Below are 19,285 nucleotides of genomic sequence, written 5' to 3' on the forward strand. Positions count from 1 at the left end.
GGCGTGGCGCCGTACCAGCCCGGTCCCGCCCAGGCGGCCGCCGGTGAGCGCTTCGCCGTGCTCGACCCGGCGACGGGCGAGGCCTTCGACGAGGCTCCCGACCAGCGGGCCCAGGAGCTGGACGCGGCGGTCCGCCAAGCCCACGAGGCCTGGCGGAGTTGGCGGTCCGACCCCGCCGCCCGTGCCGCCGCCCTGCTCGCGTCGGCCGACGCCGTGGAGGCGGCCGGGCCTGAGCTCGCGCCCCTGCTCACCCGCGAGCAGGGCAAACCCCTGACCGAGTCGTACGCGGAGATCGCCCGCACGGCGGCCCGGCTGCGGTGGTTCGCCGCGGCGGCCCCCGAGCCCCGAACCATTGCGGACGACCGAGCCGTGCACAGCGAGATCCGCTGGCGGTCGCTCGGGCCCGTCGCCGCCATCGTCCCGTGGAACTTCCCGCTCCAGCTCGCCTCGGCGAAGTTCGCGCCCGCGCTCGCCGCGGGCAACACGGTGGTGCTCAAGCCCTCCCCCTTCACGCCGTTGACCACCCGGCTGCTGGGGTCCGTCCTGTCCGCCGCCCTGCCCGAGGGCGTACTGACGGTGCTCACCGGCCGCGACCCCCTCGGCGCGCTCCTCGCCTCGCACCCGGGGATCCGCCATGTGACGTTCACGGGTTCGGTGCCCACCGGGCGGGCCGTCGCGGCGGGCGCGGCGTCCGGCCTGGCCCGGGTCACCCTGGAGCTGGGGGGCAACGACGCCGCGATCCTGCTGGACGACGTGGACGTGGAGCGGATTGCGGACCGGCTGTTCTGGGCGGCGTTCCGCAACTGCGGCCAGGTCTGCATGGCGGTCAAACGCGTCTACGCCCCCGTCCGGCTCCACGACCGGGTGGTGGAGGCCCTGGCGGCACGGGCGAAGGCGGTGGTCGTCGGGGCGGGCCTCGACGAGGGTACGGAGCTGGGGCCGCTCAACAACGCCGCCCAGCTGGCCCGGGTGGAGCGGTACACGGCGAGGGCCCTCGCGGACGGGGCCAGGGCCGCCGCCGGGGGCCACCGGCTGGACCGGCCGGGCTGGTTCCACGCCCCGACGGTCCTGACCGATGTCCCGCCCGACAGCCCGGTGGTGACGGAGGAGCAGTTCGGTCCGGTCCTGCCGGTGCTGCCGTACGGGAGCGTCGACGAGGCCGTCGACGCGGCGAACGCCACCCGCTTCGGGCTGGGCGGCTCGGTGTGGGGAACGGACCTGGACCGGGCCGAGGCGGTGGCCGGCCGGCTGGAGTGCGGGACTGCGTGGATCAACCACCACGCCGAACTCTCCCTCGCCCAGCCCTTCGCCGGGGTCAAGGAGAGCGGCGTCGGCGTCGCGGGCGGGCCGTGGGGGCTGTACGGCAACCTCAGCCCCTTTGTCGTACACCGCCCTCTGGAGGACCGGCCATGAATTTCGACGCCGCGGTGCTGCGTTCGTACGAGGACCCGTTCGCCGTCGAGGAGGTGATCCTGAACGCGGGGCCGGGCGACGGCGAGGTGCTGGTCCGCATCGCGGGGTGCGGTATGTGCCGGACCGATCTCGCCGTCCGGCGCTCGGCGGGCCGCTCCCCGCTGCCCGCGGTGCTCGGCCACGAGGGGGCCGGGGTGGTGGTCGAGACGGGCGGGGCGGACACCGGGCTGAGCCCCGGCGACCACGTCGTGCTGAGCTTCGACTCCTGCGGCCACTGCCGGAGTTGTCTGGGTGCGGCCCCCGCCTACTGCGACGCGTTCGCCGCGCTCAACCTCTTCGGGGGACGCGCCGAGAACGCGGCGCGGTTCACCGACGCGGCCGGGGGCACGCTGGCACCGCGGTGGTTCGGCCAGTCCTCGTTCGCCGCGTACGCCATGGTCCCGGCCCGCAACGCCGTACGGGTCGACCCCGCGCTCCCGCTCGAACTGCTCGGCCCGCTCGGCTGCGGCTTCCTCACCGGCGCCGGGGCGGTGCTCAACTCCTTCGGCGCGGGCCCCGGCGACACCGTCGCGGTCTTCGGCGCCGGGGCGGTGGGGCTGGCGGCGGTCATGGCGGCCACCGCCGCCGGGGCCGTCGTCGTGGCGGTCGACCGGCGCCCCGAACGGCTGGCCCTCGCCGAGAAGTTCAACGCGACCGGGCTGCACGCCGCATCGGGCGATCTGCCGGACCGTATCCGGCGGCTGACCGACGGCGGCGCGCGGTACGCCCTCGACACCACGGGCTCCGCCCCGCTGATCAACGACGCACTCCGGTCGCTGCGCCCGAGAGGCCACCTCGGCCTGGTGGCCCGGCTGCACACCGAACTCCCGGTGGAGCCGGGGACCTTGGACCGGGGCCGGAGGCTCTCCCACATCTGCGAGGGGGACGCGGTCCCGGCCCTGATGATCCCCCGGCTGACGAGGCTGTGGCAGGCCGGACGGTTCCCCTTCGACCAGCTGATCCGTACGTACCCGCTCACCGACATCAACGAAGCCGAGGCGGACTGCGAGGCGGGCCGGGTGGTGAAGCCGGTGCTGATCCCGTAAGCCGCACGCATTCCGCGCACCACGCGTTTCCCCGCCTTCGATGCCTATCACTTCGATGCCTATCAAAGGAGTACACATGGTCGACACGGCACATCGGAACACCGACGGCACCGGTGTGGAGGGCGTGGCAGGAGGGGTCGGGGTGACCGCTCTCCTGGTCGCGGCGGCGCGGGCGCTGGAGACCCACCGCCCCGACAGCCTGGCCAGGGACGTCTACGCGGAGCACTTCGTACGCGCGGCTCCCGCGTCCGCCGACTGGCCGGTCCACCCCCGGGAGGTCCCGGACGGGGAGGCGAACCCGCTGTGGGGCCGGTTCGCCCGGTACTTCGGGTTGCGGACACGTGTCCTCGACGACTTCCTCCTCCGGTCGGTGCGCGCCGGGGGCGCCCGCCAAGTGGTCCTGGTCGGGGCGGGGCTGGACGCGCGGGCGTTCCGGCTCGACTGGCCTCCCGGCTGCGTGGTCTTCGAGATCGACCGGGAGGAGGTGCTGGCCTTCAAGCACCGGGTACTCGGCGGTCTTCCGGCCACCCCGAAGGCGGCGCGCGTCCCGGTTCCGATGGATCTCCGCGCCGACTGGGCCGACGCGCTGCCCGGCGTCGGCTTCGACCCGGCCGCGCCGAGCGTCTGGCTGGTCGAGGGGCTGCTGTTCTACCTGCCGCCGGCCGCCGAGACCTACCTCATCGACACGGTGGCGGGGCTGAGCGCCGGCGGGAGCGCGCTGGCCTTCGAGGTGAAGCTGGAAAAGGACCTGCTGGCGTACCGCGACAGCCCGCTGTACACGGCCACGAGGGACCAGATCGGCATCGACCTGCTTGACCTGTTCGACCTGGCTCCCCGCCCCGACTCCGCGGGCCGTCTGACGGACCGCGGCTGGTCCACCTCGGTCCACACCCCCTTCGACTTCACCCGCCTGCACGGACGCGGTCCCCTGCCCGAGCCGAACGACGCGCTGGCGGGCAACCGGTGGGTGTTCGCGGACAAGCCGGGCTCCGCCGGTGCCGGAATCAAGCGGTGAGACCCGCTTAACAAGACCTGGGCAGTCGAGCGGAGTTGCCCAGCGTTCTTCCTCGGTCCTGCCCGAACTTGGTCCATGCCGGGGGACTATCCCTCTGCCACACAGTCCTGCAATCATCTTGTCCCGCTCACATACCTCTGGGGGGTTGTATGTCGTCGGTGCAGAACAACGATCAACGACTTCTGGACCGGATCCTGGACGATCAACATCTGAGGCTGGCGCCGCAGAAGGGGCGAGACGATTTCTTCACGTTCTTCGCCGCCGACAAGGCGTTGCAGGACTGGGATCTCGACAACGATGAGATTCTCGACGGTATCGTCGATGGTGCGCACGACTGCGGAATCGACGGAATCTGGTCTTTCGTCGATGGCCGTTACATCACTGCAGATGCGCGCCAGTACCTTCCGTCACGTGCTGGCAAGATCGAACTGGTCCTGCTCCAGGCAAAGACGTCGCCCGGCTACCAGGAGTCGGTCTTCGAGAAGCTTCACTTTCATCTCCCCACACTCCTCGACATGAGCCGGAACGAGGACGAACTGACCTCTCACACGAATGCCAAGCTTCTGGAGCGTACACGTCGGTTCCTCCATGTCCTCGAAGACCTCGCGTCTTCATTCCCACAGGTCCGGGTCAAAGTGATCTATGCGAGCAAAGCCGCCGAGGGGCCCCACCCAAACGTCAAGGCCAAAGGAGACCGACTCCGCCGCGAACTCGCGAAAATCACGTCCGATACCGAAGCGACAATCGAGTATCTCAGCGCAGCCGATCTACGGGAGCGGACAGCTCGGGGCGCCAGAGCTGTCGCGCAACTCGTGTTCTCCGAAACTCCAATGAGCACATCACTCGGCGAAGGCTACGTATGCCTGGCCAGACTGGACGAGTACTACAAATTCATCACCTCCGAAAATGAGGCACTCCGCCTGGAACTATTCGAATCCAATGTCCGTGATTACGCCGGCTCCACCACGGTCAACAATGCGATCAGCGAGACCCTGAAATCGGGAACCGGCGAGGATTTCTGGTGGTTCAACAACGGCGTTACAGTTGTCGCCGACGCCGCGCAGATAGCCGGAAAGAAAATCGTCATCAAGGATCCACAAATCGTCAACGGACTCCAAACCAGTCACGAGGTCTACAGTTACTTTCAATCCGGCGGACAACATCGCGACAGGTCACTCCTGGTCAAGATTGTCGTCGCACCCGAGTCCGGTACCGCACGTGACAGGATCATCCGTGCCACCAATAGCCAGACCCAACTTCCCGCTGGCGCCCTCAGGGCAACCGAATCCATTCAGAAGGACATCGAGGAGAGCCTCACGCACGGGGGCGGCTATTACTACGAGCGGCGGGCGAGTTACTACCGCAACCTCGGGTTCCAGCTGGAGCAAGTAGTCTCCATGAGTCGCTTGGCCCGCGAATTCACGTCCTTTGCGCTTCGCGAACCGCACAACGCGCTCAGGTACTCCGAAGCCCTACTGCTGGACGACAAGCGATACCAGCAGATCTTCTCGTCTCGCGTTGACCTTGATCTCTACAGGAAAGTCCGGATGGTCGGCGTAGGGCGAAGCAAGATCGCGCAAGTCGTGGCAGGGCCAGGGGTCGCGGGCATGGCGGGCCAGGATGCGCCGCTTGGCCTCGATCTCACGCAAGATACGGGCCGGGTCGTGGAGAGCCACGTGCCGGGCAATCGTGGGGTGGAAGCCAGGGAGGTCAACCTGGCAGAAGTCGACGGTGTGTCCGTGGGCTGACCACTCACCACATCCGTCACCGTCGCAGCGTCGGGCCAAGTCGGCCTCCTCGTCCAGTCGCGCCTCAAGGAACTTCACCAGCTCTTCAGTCATAGGGGCATTCTCGCGTTGCACTGGGCACCGTGAAACGATCTCGCCTTGGCGAGTGTGATCACGGCGTCGGAGCCTTCTTGGGCAGCCCCTCTTCACCGGGCTCAGCTCACGGCAGTTCGGCAAGTTGGCGACGGCGCTGCGACGCGCAGGTGCGGAAGCGGTCCGCAAGGGCCGGCCGTGGAGCCTTGCACTGGAGGACCGGGCCCTGCTGGTCACGGCCTACTGGCGCACGAACCTCACGATGCGGCAGCTCGCGCCGCAAGCGGTTCGCGAAGGACACCGTGCTCATCGTGAACGGCACCCTGGTGCCCACCAGGGATCACACCATCACCGAGCGGTCGAAGAACTACCGGTACTCCACCAACCGCCAGGTTGTCATCGACGCCGACACCGGCCTGGTCGTCGTGGTCGGCCGACCGCTCGCCGGGAACCGCAACGACTGCAAGGCGTGGGAGGAGTCCGGCGCCAAGGCGGCCGTCGGCAACACACTGACGATGGCCGACGGTGGCTACCCGGGCACCGGAGTCCTCATCCCCCACCGCCGCGAGCGCGGGCAGGGCGAACTCCCGGACTGGAAATACGGGACTGCCCTCAGGGCCTGTCCGGGCGATCAAGCCGGGCTCAGTCCTCGGGAATCCGCACCGACAAGGCGCTGCGGAGCTTCCTCTGCCGGATCAGACGGAGATCGGCTTGCGGTAGCGGACATGCTCGTTCTGGCGCCGGAAGCCTACGCCCTCGTAGAGGTCGTAGGATCGGTGCGGATTCGCGGTGCCGGTGTACAACCGGGCAGTCTCTGCACCGTGCTCGCGAAGGCATCGCAGCCCGTCCAGTAGCAGGGCCCGCCCAAGTCCCAGACGCCTCGACTCTTTCCGGACGCTCAATTCTTCGACTTCGCCCACGGTGGCGTCCTGCCGACGGATGGAGCACAGGGCGACACCGGCCATATCTTCCCGATCCCAAGCAGCCCGCCAGCAGGTCGGGTCGGCCGTGGCGAGGAAGCTCTCGAACGTCCACCTCTCGGTGAAGGGGGCCTCCGCATATGAATCGACGATCGTTTTCCAGGCCGCGCGGTAGCTGCTTGGATCGACAGCTCCGACTCGGATGCCGGCCGGCAACGGCTTGCCGTCGGGGAGCTGTTGGAGATCGGCCAGCTCCAGCTCTACCAGGCTGAAGACAGACCGGTATCCCGAATCGAGCAGGAGCGCCGTTGCATCCTGTTGAGAGGCCATGGCGTTCGCGCCGAGCACGGCCGTCTGTGCGGTTCCATGCTGTTGCACGAGCTGACGGATACGGCTTTCTGCCCAGTTCAGCATGGCTGAGCCGATGCCCTGGCCGCGGTGCTCGGGCAGCAGGTAGCCGCGGTGCAGGTACAACCACGTCCCGTCCCGCTCCTGCCACCGCCTGATCGTCGAGCAGCCGACGACACCACCGTTGTGCTCCACCAATGCCTGGTTCTCTGATGGGTCGTCGAGCTTGGCGGAGGCTTCGGCGATCTCGGCTGCCGTCGGGAGACCTTCCACAACCGAGCGGGCGTCGATCCGGTCCCGCTCTGCACAGCCGAGCCGCACAGCGGCCATGGCGTTGTGGTCTTCGCGGCCGTGAAAGGGCCGGAGGACGTAGCCAGGCAACTTTTCCAGCGATGCAAGCCCGTTGCCGCTGTCCACGCTCACACCAAGACCCCCGTTACGTTGGATATGCGGTGTCATCGATCACGGAAGCGTAGGCCGTGCCGATCAGACGGCAGAACTCGTTTTCCGCAGCATGACCGTTCGCGGGGATTCGACGGACGAGGCGTGCGAACGGCTGCGGCCGTACCTGCGCGGCCACCTGGTGGAGGTGGCGGACCGGGCGAGCGCCTGGGCCGCGCGGCGGCTTCATCACCAAAGTCCATTTGGGCTCGGACTGCGCCCAGTTCACATGAGTGCCGGAGAAGATCCGCGTCCTACGGTGCGGGCCCGGCAGGCCGCGCAAGAAGCCTCAGAGCGTCGCGGCTGACAAGGCGTACAGCAACAGGCCCTGCCGCCAGTACCTGCGACATCGAGGCATCCGGCACACCAGTCCGGGAAGTCAGACAGCCGTACCGCCCGCCTACGCAAAGGCTCACGCGGCGCACGGCCCTCCGGCTTCGACGAAGAGCGGTACAAGAAACGCAATACCGTCGAGCGAGCAATCAATCGACTCAAGCCCGCACGAGCAGTCGCCACCCGCTACGACAAGCGCGGCTACGTCTTCCTCGGCACCGTCACCCCCGCAGCCATCGCCATCTGGCTCCGCACGTGATTGCCCGGACAGGTCTTGGGAGATCACGGCAATCTGCGCCGTGCGGTTGCGTTGTTCCCGGTGATCGAGGTTGACCGAGGACTTGACCGGCGGATCGCCGACGAGGTAGCGGACGGTCGCCAACCCGCCGCCGCCTCACGTTCCGGCATTCGGACGACTCCAGACCGCTCGAATCGATGTTTTCCAGCCGCAGGGATACGGTGATTACTGGCCATTTCAGTGCAGATCGACGTCCCGGCGACCGGGTTTCCGGACAGCGGAAATCCATCGTCCCCGTGGTGTGATCCCAGGAGGAATGATGACCGAGCACGACGCGAGCGGAGCCGAGGGACCTGCGGACGGGGGAGCGGCGGGTACGCCCGGCGTCCACGACGGCGGAGCGGACGGCGGAGCCGAGGGGCCCGCGGACGGCGGAGCGGCCGGCACCCCAGGGGTCCACGACGGCGGCGCTGATGGCGGCGCGGACGGCGGAGCCGACAGCGGAGCCGAGGGACCCGCGGACGGCGGGGCGGCCGGTAAGCCCGGCGTCCACGACGGCGGGGCCGACGGTGGCGCGGACGGCGGAGCCGAGGGGCCTGCCGACGGCGGAGCGGCCGGAACGCCCGGCGTCCACGACGGCGGAGCCGACGGTGGCGCCGACGGCGGGGCCGGCAGCGGCTCTTGAGCCTGTCCAGCACCGAGGTCCAGGATTCCGGCGCGCGTGAAGGCGCCGGAATCCTGGAGTCCCGGCTGACCGGGCTCGGCCGGGAGGAATTCGCCCGCGACGTCTGGGGCCGGACAGCGTCGCTGACGCGCGGGGCGAGCGATTTCTCGGATGTCTTCTCCCCGTCCGCCGTGGACGAGCTGATCTCCCGCCGGGGGCTTCGTACGCCGTTCCTCCGGGTCGCCAAGGACGGCGCCACGCTTCCGTCGTCGTCCTTCACCGCACCCGCCGGAGTGGGGGCGACCGTCGCCGACCAGCTCGACGACACGGCCCTGTGGCGTGCGTTCGCCGACGGCGCCACGCTCGTCCTGCAGGCGCTGCACCGCACCTGGGAGCCGGTGGCGGAGCTGGTCTCCGGTCTGAGTGCGGAGCTGGGGCACCCCGTACAGGCGAACGCCTATGTCACCCCGCCGCAGAACCGCGGGTTCGACGCGCACTACGACGTGCACGACGTGTTCGTCCTCCAGATCGAGGGGGCGAAGCGGTGGGTGATCCACGAGCCCGTACTGCCGGATCCGCTGCGCGATCAGCCGTGGACCGATCACCGTGCGGCCGTCGCCGACCGGGCCGCGCACGGCACGCCCCGTCTGGACACGATGCTCCGCCCCGGCGATGTGCTGTACCTGCCGCGCGGCTGGCTGCACTCGGCGCAGGCCCAGGGGGAGGTCTCGATCCATCTGACGCTGGGGGTCCACGCCTGGACCCGCTACGCGCTGGCCGAACATCTGACCAGGGCCGCCCTCGCGGCCCTGGGCGAGGACCCGTCCATGCGCCGCTCCCTTCCCCTGGCGGAACAGGAGTCGAACGGGCCGGACGAACCAGGTGGTTCGAACGGCACGGACGCCGTCCTGGACCTGGTCCGCGAGCGCTTGCTGGCCGCCGTCGCCGAGGCCGACCCCGCCCCGCCGTTCCACCGCGCCCGCCGGTCCCAGGCCCGCCCGGCACCACTGGGGCCGGTGGCCCAGCTCGCCGCGCTGAGCGGCCTCGCGACGACCTCTCCCGTACGGCTGCGGAAGGCGCTGGAACCCCGGCTGGAGGGAACACGCCTGTTCACCCGTGTGGGGTACCTCGACTTCCCGGCATCCGACCTCGTACCCGTGGCCCGGCTGCTCGACGGCCGGGTGCACACCGCCGGGGACCTCGGCCTCGCACTCGCCGGGCGGCTGCTGCGGGCGGGCGTGCTGGTGCCCGCGGACCGGTGACCCCGCCGGGCCGGTTCTTCTGCGCCGACGCGGCCAGGGCCCGCCATGACCCGTTCGTCGGCACGGCTCCCTTCGGCTCCGTCTGGGTCCTCATCGAGTACCGGCGCGCCTGGCCCGCCAACGGTTTCGACGGCCTCGACCTCGATCCGGAGACCAAGACCCTCGTGTTCGCCGCGGCCCGGGCGAACCGGGCCCGGATCCTCCTCGTCAGGCGGCACGGGCGCCGCCGCCCCGAGGGGAGCGACCGGTGGGCGGTGCTGCACCACGACAGCTCCGGCGCGCTGCGGCAGCGGTGGGGCACCTGGCACCGCGACCAGGACCTGGCGCAGATCGTGACCGCCCTGGACTCCCCGGGGGAGCCGGGCCTCGCCCCCGTCGTCCTCGTCTGCGCGCACGGCCTGCACGACGCCTGTTGCGCGGTGCGCGGCCGGCCCGTGGGCCAGGCCCTCAGCGCACGCTGGCCCGACCTGGTGTGGGAGTGCACGCACGTGGGAGGTGACCGGTTCGCCGCCAACGTCGTCGTCGTACCCGACGGCGTCTACTACGGCAATCTGGACCCCCGCTCGGCGGTCGCCGTGGTCGAGGACCATCTGGCCGACCGCATCCGCGCCGACCACCTGCGGGGCTACACCACCCTCCGACCGCCGCAGCAGGCAGCGGTGGCCGCGGTGCTCCGCCGCTTCGGCCCGGCGGGCAGGCACGACTACGCGGTCACCGCGACGGTCGCCACCGACGACGGCTGGCGCGTCGGCGTCAGCGGCCGGGCACCGCACACGAGGCTGCTGGACGTCGACGTACGGGCGCGGCGCACGCCGGCACGCCAACTGACCTGCCGCGGACCGGCGAACAGCTCCGCGCTCGTCTACGACGTGACGTCGATCCGGGACCGATGACGGACTCCCCGCTCCCGAGGCCGGCCCCCGCCGCTGGTCAGGCGCAGGCCGGGCACAGCCCGCGGTAGGTCATCTCCACCGAGCCGACCGCGAATCCGAACCGCTCCTCCTCGGGCAGATCGCCGATGGCGTTGCCGACCGGGTGGACGTCGCGGACCGTGCCGCAGCCGGAGCAGACCAGGTGCTGGTGGGGGTTGCGCGCGTTCGGGTCGTAGCGCTTGGCGCGGCCCACGGTGGAGACCTCCAGCACCTCGCCGAGCGCGACGAGCTCGCCCAGCGTGTTGTAGACGGTCGCTCGGGAGATCTCGGGCAGTCGTGCGGCGGCCCGCAGGTGCACCTCGTCGGCCGTCAGGTGGACGTGGTCGCCGTCGAGGACCTCCGCGACGACACGCCGCTGGGAGGTCATGCGCCAGCCACGGCCCCGCAGCCGCCCAAGGAGGTCGCTCATCTCGTTTCACCTGCTCCGCTCGCCGGAGGGGGCGGGCGGCCCGCGCGAAGAATGCGCCGACGCCGCGCCCCCGTCATTATGGTTTTAGCTTGCTTCTTGACTTGGACGAAGTCCATCGTAGGATCGATCCCGGCGACATCCAAGAGACAGGAAGACTCCGGTACGGCAGCAGAGACACGCGACGGGACCCCACCGGTCGACCGCGCAATGCCGCCCGTCGGCCCAGCGCCGTCGTCGCACCGCCCGGGATCGCCGGGTGCGGTGGTCCGCGAGGCGCTCGGGCGACCCGCGGCGGGACCCGAAAATCAGCGTGCCCCTTCTGTACGGACCGAATCCTCCTCCCCCGTTCAGCGCCCCACGACCCGCCGGGTCCGGAAGGATCACCCATGACCGAGAACAACGAGTCGCACGTCTTCGACCCCGTCGTCCCGGACTCGCCCGAGACGGCCGTCCCCGAGAAGCCCGAGGCGCAGGCCGGCGGCTGCCCCGTGGCACACGGCCGCGCGCCGCACCCCACGCAGGGCGGCGGGAACCGCCAGTGGTGGCCGGACCGCCTCAACCTCAAGATCCTGGCCAAGAACCCCGCCGTGGCGAACCCGCTGGGTGAGGAGTTCGACTACGCGGCCGCGTTCGAGGCGCTGGACCTGCCCGCGGTGAAACGGGACATCGCCGAGGTGCTCACCACCTCGCAGGACTGGTGGCCGGCCGACTTCGGCAACTACGGACCGCTGATGATCCGGATGGCCTGGCACAGCGCCGGCACGTACCGCATCAGCGACGGCCGCGGTGGCGCGGGCGCCGGTCAGCAGCGGTTCGCCCCGCTGAACAGCTGGCCGGACAACGGCAACCTGGACAAGGCCCGCCGGCTGCTGTGGCCGGTCAAGAAGAAGTACGGCCAGGCGCTGTCCTGGGCCGACCTGCTGATCCTCACCGGCAACGTCGCCCTGGAGACCATGGGCCTGAAGACCTTCGGCTACGCCGGCGGCCGCGAGGACGTCTGGGAGTCGGAGGAGGACGTCTACTGGGGCCCCGAGACCACCTGGCTCGACGACGAGCGCTACACCGGCGACCGTGAGCTGGAGAACCCGCTCGGCGCGGTCCAGATGGGTCTGATCTACGTCAACCCCGAGGGCCCCAACGGCAACCCGGACCCGATCGCCGCCGCCCGCGACATCCGCGAGACCTTCCGCCGGATGGCGATGAACGACGAGGAGACCGTCGCCCTCATCGCAGGTGGCCACACCTTCGGCAAGACGCACGGCGCGGGCCCGGCCGAGAGCGTCGGCGCGGACCCCGAGGGCGCCCCGCTGGAGGAGCAGGGCCTCGGCTGGCGCAACTCGTACAAGTCGGGCAAGGGCGGGGACGCCATCACGAGCGGTCTGGAGGTGACCTGGACCAGCACGCCGACGCAGTGGGGCAACGAGTTCTTCCACAACCTCTTCGCCTACGAGTACGAGCTGACCAAGTCCCCGGCCGGTGCGCACCAGTGGGTCGCCAAGGACGCGGAGTCGACGATCCCCGACGCGCACGACGCGTCGAAGAAGCACAAGCCGCAGATGCTCACCACCGACCTGTCGCTGCGCTTCGACCCGGCGTACGAGCAGATCTCGCGCCGCTTCCACGAGAACCCGGAAGAGTTCGCGGATGCCTTCGCCCGCGCCTGGTACAAGCTGACGCACCGCGACATGGGCCCGATCCAGCGCTACCTGGGCGCCGAGGTGCCCTCCGAGGTGCTGCTGTGGCAGGACCCGCTGCCCGCGCGCACCGGTGAGGTGCTGGACAGCGCGGACATCGCCGCGCTCAAGGAGCAGGTGCTGGGCACGGACCTGACCGTGGCGCAGCTGGTCTCGGCCGCCTGGGCCTCGGCCGCGTCCTTCCGCGGCAGCGACAAGCGCGGCGGCGCCAACGGCGCCCGGGTCCGTCTGGAGCCGCAGCGCGGCTGGGAGGCGAACAACCCGGACGAGCTGGCCCAGGTCCTGCGCGCCCTCGAAGGCATCCAGGAGTCCTTCAACGCCAAGGGCGGCAAGCAGGTCTCGCTGGCCGACCTGATCGTCCTCGCGGGCAGCGCGGCGGTCGAGCAGGCGGCCAAGGACGCCGGTGTCGAGGTGGAGGTCCCGTTCACCCCGGGCCGCGTCGACGCCACGCAGGAGCAGACGGACGTCGAGTCCTTCGCCGCGCTGGAGCCCGCGTACGACGGCTTCCGCAACTACACCGGCAAGGCGGCCCGGCTGCCCGCCGAGTACCTGCTCCTGGACCGGGCGAACCTGCTGACGCTGAGCGCCCCGGAGACGACCGTCCTGGTCGGCGGTCTGCGGGTGCTGGGCGCCAACAGCGGCGGCTCGAAGCACGGCGTTCTCACCGACCGCCCGGGCACGCTGACCAACGACTTCTTCGTGAACCTGCTCGACCTGGGCATCACCTGGAAGTCGACGTCGTCGACGCAGGACGAGTTCGAGGCCCGCGACTCGTCGGGCAAGGTCAAGTGGACCGGCACCCGCGCCGACCTGGTCTTCGGCTCCAACTCCGAGCTCCGTGCCCTCGCCGAGGTCTACGCGAGCGACGACGCGCGGCAGAAGTTCGTGACGGACTTCGTCGCCGCCTGGACCAAGGTCATGGATCTCGACCGCTACGACCTGGTCTGACAGCCTCCTCCAGCGGTGGGGCCGGTGCGTACGCGCACCGGCCCCACCGCCGGTTCCGGCAGGTGACGGCAGGAACGACGGCGGCGGTGTCAGTCCGCTCGCGTAGTCTTCCCGCCACCATTCACCGACGCGGAGGATCACGAGCGTTGACCGGCCTGTCTGCTTTCCCGTTGCCCTTTCACACCTCCCGCTCCATAGCGCTCGCGACGCCACGGACGCTGCGGGAGCTGGAGATCATCCGGTGCAGCGCACACATCAGGGCGAAGCCCGGCTGGTTCGACAAGATGAACGATGCCGAGATCGTCGCCAGGTGGACACGGGAAGCGGCCGCCCAAGGGCTCACCGAGGCGCAGATCCGTTATGTCCTCGCCGAGCTCGCCCATTACGCCGCGCTGCGGGACGCCGGGGCGGGAATCGAGGTGTCCGTGGTCGACGGGGTGTGGCAGTCGGACACCCTGGTCGACGACGCGCTCAGGTCCCGGCTGCGCGAGGCGGTCCGGGTGCTGGAGGAGGTCCCCGCAGCGGAGCGGGACTGGCATCCCGGGTCCGGCGGGCAGGTGCTGGACCTGGTGCATCCCTCGCTGTTCTGTCTGGTGAAGGGGGTGAGCGACGCCCCCGAGCGGGCCTGGCAGAGCGAGACCGACCACCGCTACGCGGCCTACGAGTTCTCGGAGAAGTTCCAGTGGCTGCCCACGGACGTCGAGGTCACCGCCGACGGCGACACGGTCTTCCGTTCGTACGTCAACAACGTCCACCCCGAGACCCATCGCGACCTAGCCGCTGTCCTGCCGGACGTGTTCACCCGCATGCGTCCGCTGCTGGAGAACGTGCTCACGGATCTGCGCCATCCGCGGCCCCTGCGGATCGAGGCCGATCCCTTCGGGTGGTACGACTCGGAGCCGGAGTACCCGGACAAGGCGTCGTACGCCGAGGACGAGGCGTACCAGGAGGCCCTGCGCGCCTGGGAGGTGGACCAGGACGCGTGGTGGGAGAACCGCCGCCCGGTCATTCCGGACGCCCCGGACTTCACCCCGCCCCCGGCGCCCGACCCGTCGGCCCGGGTGGACCTGCGCGGCCGCCGCCTCCAGGTCATCGTCAAACTCGCGACCATCCACCTCACCCCGGACAAGCCCGAGTACGCCGGCGGCTCCTGGCATGTCGAGGGCATGCTGAACGAGCGGATCGTCTCGACCGGTATCTATTACTGGGACAGCGAGAACATCACGGAGAGCCGGCTGAGCTTCCGTACGGCCCTCGACGACCCGCGCTACGAGCAGAACGACGACAACGGCCTGCGGGACGTCTACGGCCTGGAGGACGAGGAGGCGCTGAACCAGACCCTGGGTTCGGCGGCCACCCCGGCGGGCCGCTGCCTGGCGTTCCCGAACGTCCTGCAGCACCGCGTCGGCTCGTTCCGTCTCACGGACCCCACCCGTCCGGGCCATCGCAAGATCCTCGCGTTCTTCCTGGTCGACCCGTCGAAGAAGATCGTCTCGACATCCGACGTACCGCCGCAGCAGCCGGGGTTCGCCACCTCGACCATGACGCGCGAGCAGGCCGAGGGCTACCGCGAAGAGCTCATGCGGGAACGGAAGTTCTTCGTCGACGAACACAACGAGCAGCTCTACGAAAGGGAGTTCTCCCTCTGTGAGCACTGACCCCGGCCGAACCGATGAACGGAGCTCGTTCCCTGGCCGCGGAGGAGCGGACGGAGGCCGACAGGTGTAGCGGCTCGATACCCTCGGCCGGAGGACACCGGAGCGGAAGCCGGGAGGCGTTCGTGGGACTGCGGGACCGGATCGCGACGGAGCTCACTGCGGCGTTGCACGGCGGGGATCTCAAGCTGGAGCGGTACGCGGCTCCGCCCGGCGATCCGGGGCTGTTCGGGATGACCCCGGCGGACCCGGTGTGGCGGGTGCACGGGCAGGCCACCGGGATGCTCACCGGCGGGTTCGCCGCCCTCATGCTCCAGTCGCTGCATCCGCTGGCCATGGCCGGGGTCGACCAGCACTCGGACTTCCGCGCCGATCCGGTCGGGCGGCTGAACGGAACCGTACGGTTCATCACCACGACCACGTTCGGCTCCGCGCCCGCCGCCCGCGAGGTGATCGGCCTCGTCCGGCGCATCCACACGCGGGTGCGCGGTACCGCCCCCGACGGGAGGCCGTACCGCGCGGACGATCCCGACCTGCTCACCTGGGTGCACACCGCCGAGGTACGCAGCTTCCTCGCCGGTCACCAGGCGTACGCTCCCCGGACGCACCGGCTCACCCCCGCCGAGTGCGACACCTACTACCGCCAGGCCGCACCCGTGGCGGAGGAGTTGGGGGCGCGGGAGGTGCCACGTACCGCGTCCGAGGCGGAGAGCTACCTGACCCGCATGCGCCCCCGGCTCCACGCCACCCCGGCCGCGCTGGACTCGGTGCGGTTCCTCCGCGCCTTCGGACGCACGCCCCAGGAGCGGCTGGCCGTCCGCCTGCTCACCAACGCCTCGACCGGGCTCCTCCCCGGCTGGGCCCGCACCGAACTCGGCATCCGCCGCCCGGACGCCGTCCGCGTCGGCTGGGACCGGCCGCTGGCGACGGCCGTCGGACGCACCCTGGAATGGGGGCTCGGACCCTCCCGGATCCAGGCGGCAGCACGGGGTCGGCTGGCAGGGGCGCGGCAGGGATGACGCGGCCGCACGCCCCTGGCCGTACGGGCCCTGGCGGGCGGCGGGTCAGCGGAGTCCGGCGAAGAGATCCTTCTCGGGCAGAGCAGCGCCGGTGGCGTCCTTGACCCGTACGAAGGTCTCCATGCCCATCAGCTCGCCGAACCTCTCCTTGCCCATCCTGAGGAAGAAGATGTTCTCACCCTGACTGGCGTGCGCGGCCAGCGCGTCGAACTTCTGGCCGCTGTACGCGGTGGTGTCCACCCAGGTGGTGACCTCGTCGTCGGGGAGACCGATCTTTTCCATCTCGGCGGCCTCGGCCGGGTCCGGCTCCGGCATGTCCTCCTGGGACTCGCGCATCATCTCCTCGAATTGGCGCATCGCCGAGTGCGGCATCGTCGTCCAGTAGACCTTCGGTGTCAGCTCGGTCATCTCCAGCGCCGCCATCGTGATGCGGTGGGCCTGGATGTGGTCGGGGTGGCCGTAGAAGCCGTTCTCGTCGTAGGTGACGACCACATCGGGCCGGTAGTGCCGCATGAGTTCCGCGAGCCGGGCGGCGCCCTCCTCCACGGGGGTCTGCCAGAAGGATCCGGGAGCGTCGTTGCTCGGCCAGCCGATCATCCCGGAGTCCGCGTAGTCCAGCGTCTCCAGATCGCTCACGCCCAGGACGTCACAGCTCGCCTTGAGCTCCTGGCCACGCATCGCGGCGACGGCCGCCGGATCGTGCCCGGGGTCACCGGGCTTGACGCCTCCCGGCCCGTCACCGCAACCGCCGTCGGTACAGGTCACGAGAACCGTGCGGATGCCTTCCGCCGCATACCGGGCGAGCACTCCTCCGGTTCCCGTGGCCTCGTCGTCGGGGTGGGCGTGCACGGCCATGAGGGTCAGGGGCCGGTCGGTCATGAAGAGGTCCTTCCACGGAGTCAGGTCGGGGTCCGAGTGCGCGGCGGGCATGCCGCAGCTCCGGGGCTCGGCCCCTCGGTGGAGCTAACCGTGCCGCCGGGGCCCGGTGTTCCCGGGGCCCGCGCTTCGGCTTCGGTTTCGGCTTGGATCTCGTCGCGGACGATGGCGCGCCGCCCCGGGGCCATCCCGCGGCCGGAATCCGCCTGCCAGAGTGTTGACGGTGTTCACATTGCGAGGTTACGTTCATGCGGCCGCCCCGCCGTCCCTTCCCCCGCCCAGGAGACGAAGCCGCACATGGACTCTCCCCTCGCCACCGTCATGCTCCCGCTCGCCCTCGCCGTCATCATGTTCGGGCTGGGGCTGTCCCTGACCGCGGACGACTTCCGGCGGGTGCGCCGGCATCCGCGGGCCGTCGTCGTGGCGCTGGCCTGTCAGGCACTGCTGCTGCCCGCCGTGTGCTTCGGCCTGGTCGTCGCCTTCGGCCTCTCCCCCGAACTCGCCGTCGGCATGATGCTGCTGGCCGCTTCTCCCGGCGGGACGACGGCCAACCTCTTCAGCCATCTCTTCGGCGGGGACGTGGCGCTGAACGTCACACTCACGGCGATCAACGCGGTCGTGGCCATCGTGACCCTGCCGGTCATCGCCAACCTCGCCCTGCTGCACTTCGAGCCGGGGATCGGGCAGGACGGCCTCGGGCTGCAGTTCGACAAGGTGCTCCAGGTCTTCGCCCTGGTGCTCGTGCCGGTGGTGATCGGCCTGGCCGTGCGTCGGCGCTCGGAGGCGTTCGCGCTCCGTATGGACCGTCCGGTGCGTCTCCTGTCGGTCGTCGTCCTCGTCGCGGTGATCATCGGCGCGGTGCTGGCCGAGCGGAGCAACATCGGCGGCTATCTCGCGGACGCCGGGCCCGTGGCGCTGCTCTTCTGTGTGCTGAGCCTGGCCACGGGGTACTTCGTGCCGCGCCTGGCGCGCGTCGGCAAGCGGCAGGCGATCGCCTGCTCCATGGAGATCGGCGTGCACAACAGCGCGGTCGCCATGACACTGGCGATCAGCGTGCTCGGCAGCGTCAGCCTGGCCGTGCCCGCAGCCGTCTACGGCGTCCTGGCCTATCCCGTCGCGGCGCTCGCCGGGCTGTTGATGACGCGTGTCGGCAGCCGGCTCCCCGCCGAGGAATCCGCGCGGACGGCCTGACCCGAGAGGGCGCGGCGAGGTGGCCGGGTCCGCCGACAAGTCGTCTCAGCCGTCGTGCAGCGCTTTCCTGAGGGCGTCGACGGCGAGGGTACGGGCGACGTTCGCGGCGCGGGTGTCGCGCAGGCTGTCCAGCAGGAGGAAGTCGTGGACCATGCCCGCCACGCGGACGGAGGTCACGTCCACCCCGGCCTCACGCAGCCGGTTGGCGTACTTCTCGCCCTCGTCGCGCAGGACGTCCGCCTCGTCGGTGATGACCAGCGTGGTGGGCAGGCCCCGGAGCTGGTCCAGGGAGGCGTGGAGGGGCGCGGCGTACACCTCGCTGCGGTGGGCGGGGTTGCCGATGTAGGCGTCCCAGAACCACTTCATGCCGTCGCGGGTGAGGTAGTAGCCCTCGGCGAACTGGAGGTACGAAGGGGTGTTGAAGTCGGCGTCGGCGACCGGGTACAGCAGGACCTGCGCCTTGAGGTCGATGCCTCCGCGCTCCTTGTTCATCAGCGCGAACACCGCCGACATGCAGCCGCCCACCGACTCACCGGTGACCGCGATCCGCGAGGTGTCCAGTCCGTGCTCCGCCCCGTGCTCCAGGACCCACTGGCCCACGGCGTAGTTCTGCTCGACCTGGGTGGGGTACTTGGCCTCGGGCGCGCGGTCGTAAACGGGGAAGACCCCGGCGGCTCCGGCGCCGACGGCGAGTTCGCGGAAGAGGCGGTCGTGGGTCTTGTCGTCGCCGAAGACCCAGCCGGCGCCGTGGATGTAGAACACCACCGGCAGCAGTCCCGTGGATCCCTTGGGCCGGATGATCCGGGTGCGGACCGTGCCCCACTGGCCCGCGTCCACGTCGACCCACTCCTCGTCGACGTCCGGGCGGGGCACGCTCGGGTCGCTCTGCAGGCCGAGCAGGATGTCGCGGCCCTTCTCCGGGGGGACCTCGTAGATCCGCGGATGCGGATCCGTGGCCTCGCACAGTTCCTTCGCCGCGGGTTCCAGGTAGGGGGTGATCGGAGGAGGCAGATCGGTCATGT

Annotated in this window: 15 protein-coding genes and 3 pseudogenes; 13 read left to right on the forward strand and 5 right to left on the reverse strand. The window is 70.3% G+C overall.

Features of this window, described 5'->3' with window-relative positions; all coding sequences use genetic code 11:
• Window positions 1–3: 3 nt before the first annotated feature.
• The 4 genes and pseudogenes from IE134_RS12945 to IE134_RS34095 form a co-directional block, all read left to right on the forward strand.
• The gene (locus IE134_RS12945; RefSeq protein ID WP_189430539.1) at window positions 4–1,413 is read left to right on the forward strand and encodes an aldehyde dehydrogenase family protein; all 1,410 of its coding nucleotides are present in this window, start codon (window positions 4–6) and stop codon (window positions 1,411–1,413) included.
• Window positions 1,410–2,498 carry an NAD(P)-dependent alcohol dehydrogenase gene (locus IE134_RS12950; RefSeq protein WP_189430541.1) on the forward strand — a complete coding sequence of 363 codons (1,089 nt, stop codon included), beginning with the start codon at window positions 1,410–1,412 and terminating at the stop codon, window positions 2,496–2,498. The genes IE134_RS12945 and IE134_RS12950 overlap by 4 nt, the downstream gene beginning before the upstream one ends.
• A gap of 76 nt (window positions 2,499–2,574) precedes the next feature.
• Complete coding sequence (locus IE134_RS12955) at window positions 2,575–3,513, forward strand: SAM-dependent methyltransferase (RefSeq protein ID WP_098018804.1); 939 nt, start codon at window positions 2,575–2,577, stop codon at window positions 3,511–3,513.
• A gap of 830 nt (window positions 3,514–4,343) precedes the next feature.
• Window positions 4,344–5,009 (forward strand): annotated as a pseudogene (locus IE134_RS34095) (AIPR family protein); the annotation flags it as partial.
• Here the strand turns inward: IE134_RS34095 and IE134_RS34100 are convergent.
• Window positions 4,986–5,354 carry a DUF6221 family protein gene (locus IE134_RS34100; protein ID WP_229823536.1) on the reverse strand — a complete coding sequence of 123 codons (369 nt, stop codon included), beginning with the start codon at window positions 5,352–5,354 and terminating at the stop codon, window positions 4,986–4,988. The pseudogene IE134_RS34095 and the gene IE134_RS34100 sit on opposite strands and share 24 nt — an antisense overlap.
• A 45-nt stretch (window positions 5,355–5,399) precedes the next feature.
• Between IE134_RS34100 and IE134_RS12965 the strand changes: the two are divergent.
• Window positions 5,400–5,932 (forward strand): annotated as a pseudogene (locus tag IE134_RS12965) (transposase); the annotation flags it as partial.
• A gap of 96 nt (window positions 5,933–6,028) precedes the next feature.
• Here IE134_RS12965 and IE134_RS12970 read toward each other — a convergent pair.
• Complete coding sequence (locus IE134_RS12970) at window positions 6,029–7,024, reverse strand: GNAT family N-acetyltransferase (protein ID WP_126932049.1); 996 nt, start codon at window positions 7,022–7,024, stop codon at window positions 6,029–6,031.
• A gap of 251 nt (window positions 7,025–7,275) precedes the next feature.
• On the opposite strand from IE134_RS12970, the pseudogene IE134_RS34625 reads away from it, so the two are divergent.
• From IE134_RS34625 to IE134_RS12990, 4 genes and pseudogenes are all read left to right on the forward strand, one after another.
• A pseudogene (locus tag IE134_RS34625) lies at window positions 7,276–7,634 on the forward strand (transposase); the annotation flags it as partial.
• 295 nt (window positions 7,635–7,929) lie between these two features.
• The gene (locus IE134_RS34430; protein WP_089114373.1) at window positions 7,930–8,298 is read left to right on the forward strand and encodes a BatC protein; all 369 of its coding nucleotides are present in this window, start codon (window positions 7,930–7,932) and stop codon (window positions 8,296–8,298) included.
• Window positions 8,295–9,539, forward strand: a complete 1,245-nt coding sequence (locus tag IE134_RS12985; RefSeq protein WP_030714478.1) for a cupin domain-containing protein — start codon at window positions 8,295–8,297, stop codon at window positions 9,537–9,539. Before IE134_RS34430 ends, IE134_RS12985 begins: the two co-directional genes overlap by 4 nt.
• On the forward strand, window positions 9,536–10,432 hold the full coding sequence (locus IE134_RS12990; protein WP_030714481.1) for a ferredoxin family protein: 897 nt from the start codon (window positions 9,536–9,538) through the stop codon (window positions 10,430–10,432). The genes IE134_RS12985 and IE134_RS12990 overlap by 4 nt, the downstream gene beginning before the upstream one ends.
• Window positions 10,433–10,469: 37 nt before the next feature.
• Here IE134_RS12990 and IE134_RS12995 read toward each other — a convergent pair whose 3' ends face one another.
• On the reverse strand, window positions 10,470–10,880 hold the full coding sequence (locus tag IE134_RS12995; RefSeq protein ID WP_030714484.1) for a Fur family transcriptional regulator: 411 nt from the start codon (window positions 10,878–10,880) through the stop codon (window positions 10,470–10,472).
• Between the two features lie 386 nt (window positions 10,881–11,266).
• On the opposite strand from IE134_RS12995, the gene katG reads away from it, so the two are divergent.
• From katG to IE134_RS13010, 3 genes are all read left to right on the forward strand, one after another.
• Entirely contained in the window at window positions 11,267–13,522 is a 2,256-nt protein-coding gene (gene katG / locus IE134_RS13000) for a catalase/peroxidase HPI (RefSeq protein WP_030714488.1), read from the forward strand.
• A gap of 146 nt (window positions 13,523–13,668) precedes the next feature.
• Complete coding sequence (locus tag IE134_RS13005) at window positions 13,669–15,180, forward strand: DUF4246 domain-containing protein (protein WP_098018798.1); 1,512 nt, start codon at window positions 13,669–13,671, stop codon at window positions 15,178–15,180.
• 122 nt (window positions 15,181–15,302) lie between these two features.
• Window positions 15,303–16,196, forward strand: coding sequence for an oxygenase MpaB family protein (locus IE134_RS13010; RefSeq protein WP_098895173.1), 894 nt, complete (start codon window positions 15,303–15,305; stop codon window positions 16,194–16,196).
• A gap of 45 nt (window positions 16,197–16,241) precedes the next feature.
• On the opposite strand, the gene IE134_RS13015 is transcribed toward IE134_RS13010, so the two are convergent.
• On the reverse strand, window positions 16,242–17,075 hold the full coding sequence (locus IE134_RS13015) for a PIG-L family deacetylase (protein WP_189430672.1): 834 nt from the start codon (window positions 17,073–17,075) through the stop codon (window positions 16,242–16,244).
• Between the two features lie 294 nt (window positions 17,076–17,369).
• On the opposite strand from IE134_RS13015, the gene IE134_RS13020 reads away from it, so the two are divergent.
• Window positions 17,370–18,263 (forward strand): bile acid:sodium symporter family protein, encoded by an 894-nt coding sequence (locus tag IE134_RS13020; protein ID WP_126932020.1) that lies wholly within the window; start codon window positions 17,370–17,372, stop codon window positions 18,261–18,263.
• 45 nt (window positions 18,264–18,308) lie between these two features.
• On the opposite strand, the gene IE134_RS13025 is transcribed toward IE134_RS13020, so the two are convergent.
• On the reverse strand, window positions 18,309–19,283 hold the full coding sequence (locus IE134_RS13025; protein ID WP_098018793.1) for an alpha/beta hydrolase: 975 nt from the start codon (window positions 19,281–19,283) through the stop codon (window positions 18,309–18,311).
• Window positions 19,284–19,285 lie beyond the last annotated feature (2 nt).

This window comes from Streptomyces rubiginosohelvolus, assembly GCF_014649875.1.
GTDB classification, from domain to species: Bacteria; Actinomycetota; Actinomycetes; order Streptomycetales; family Streptomycetaceae; genus Streptomyces; species Streptomyces rubiginosohelvolus.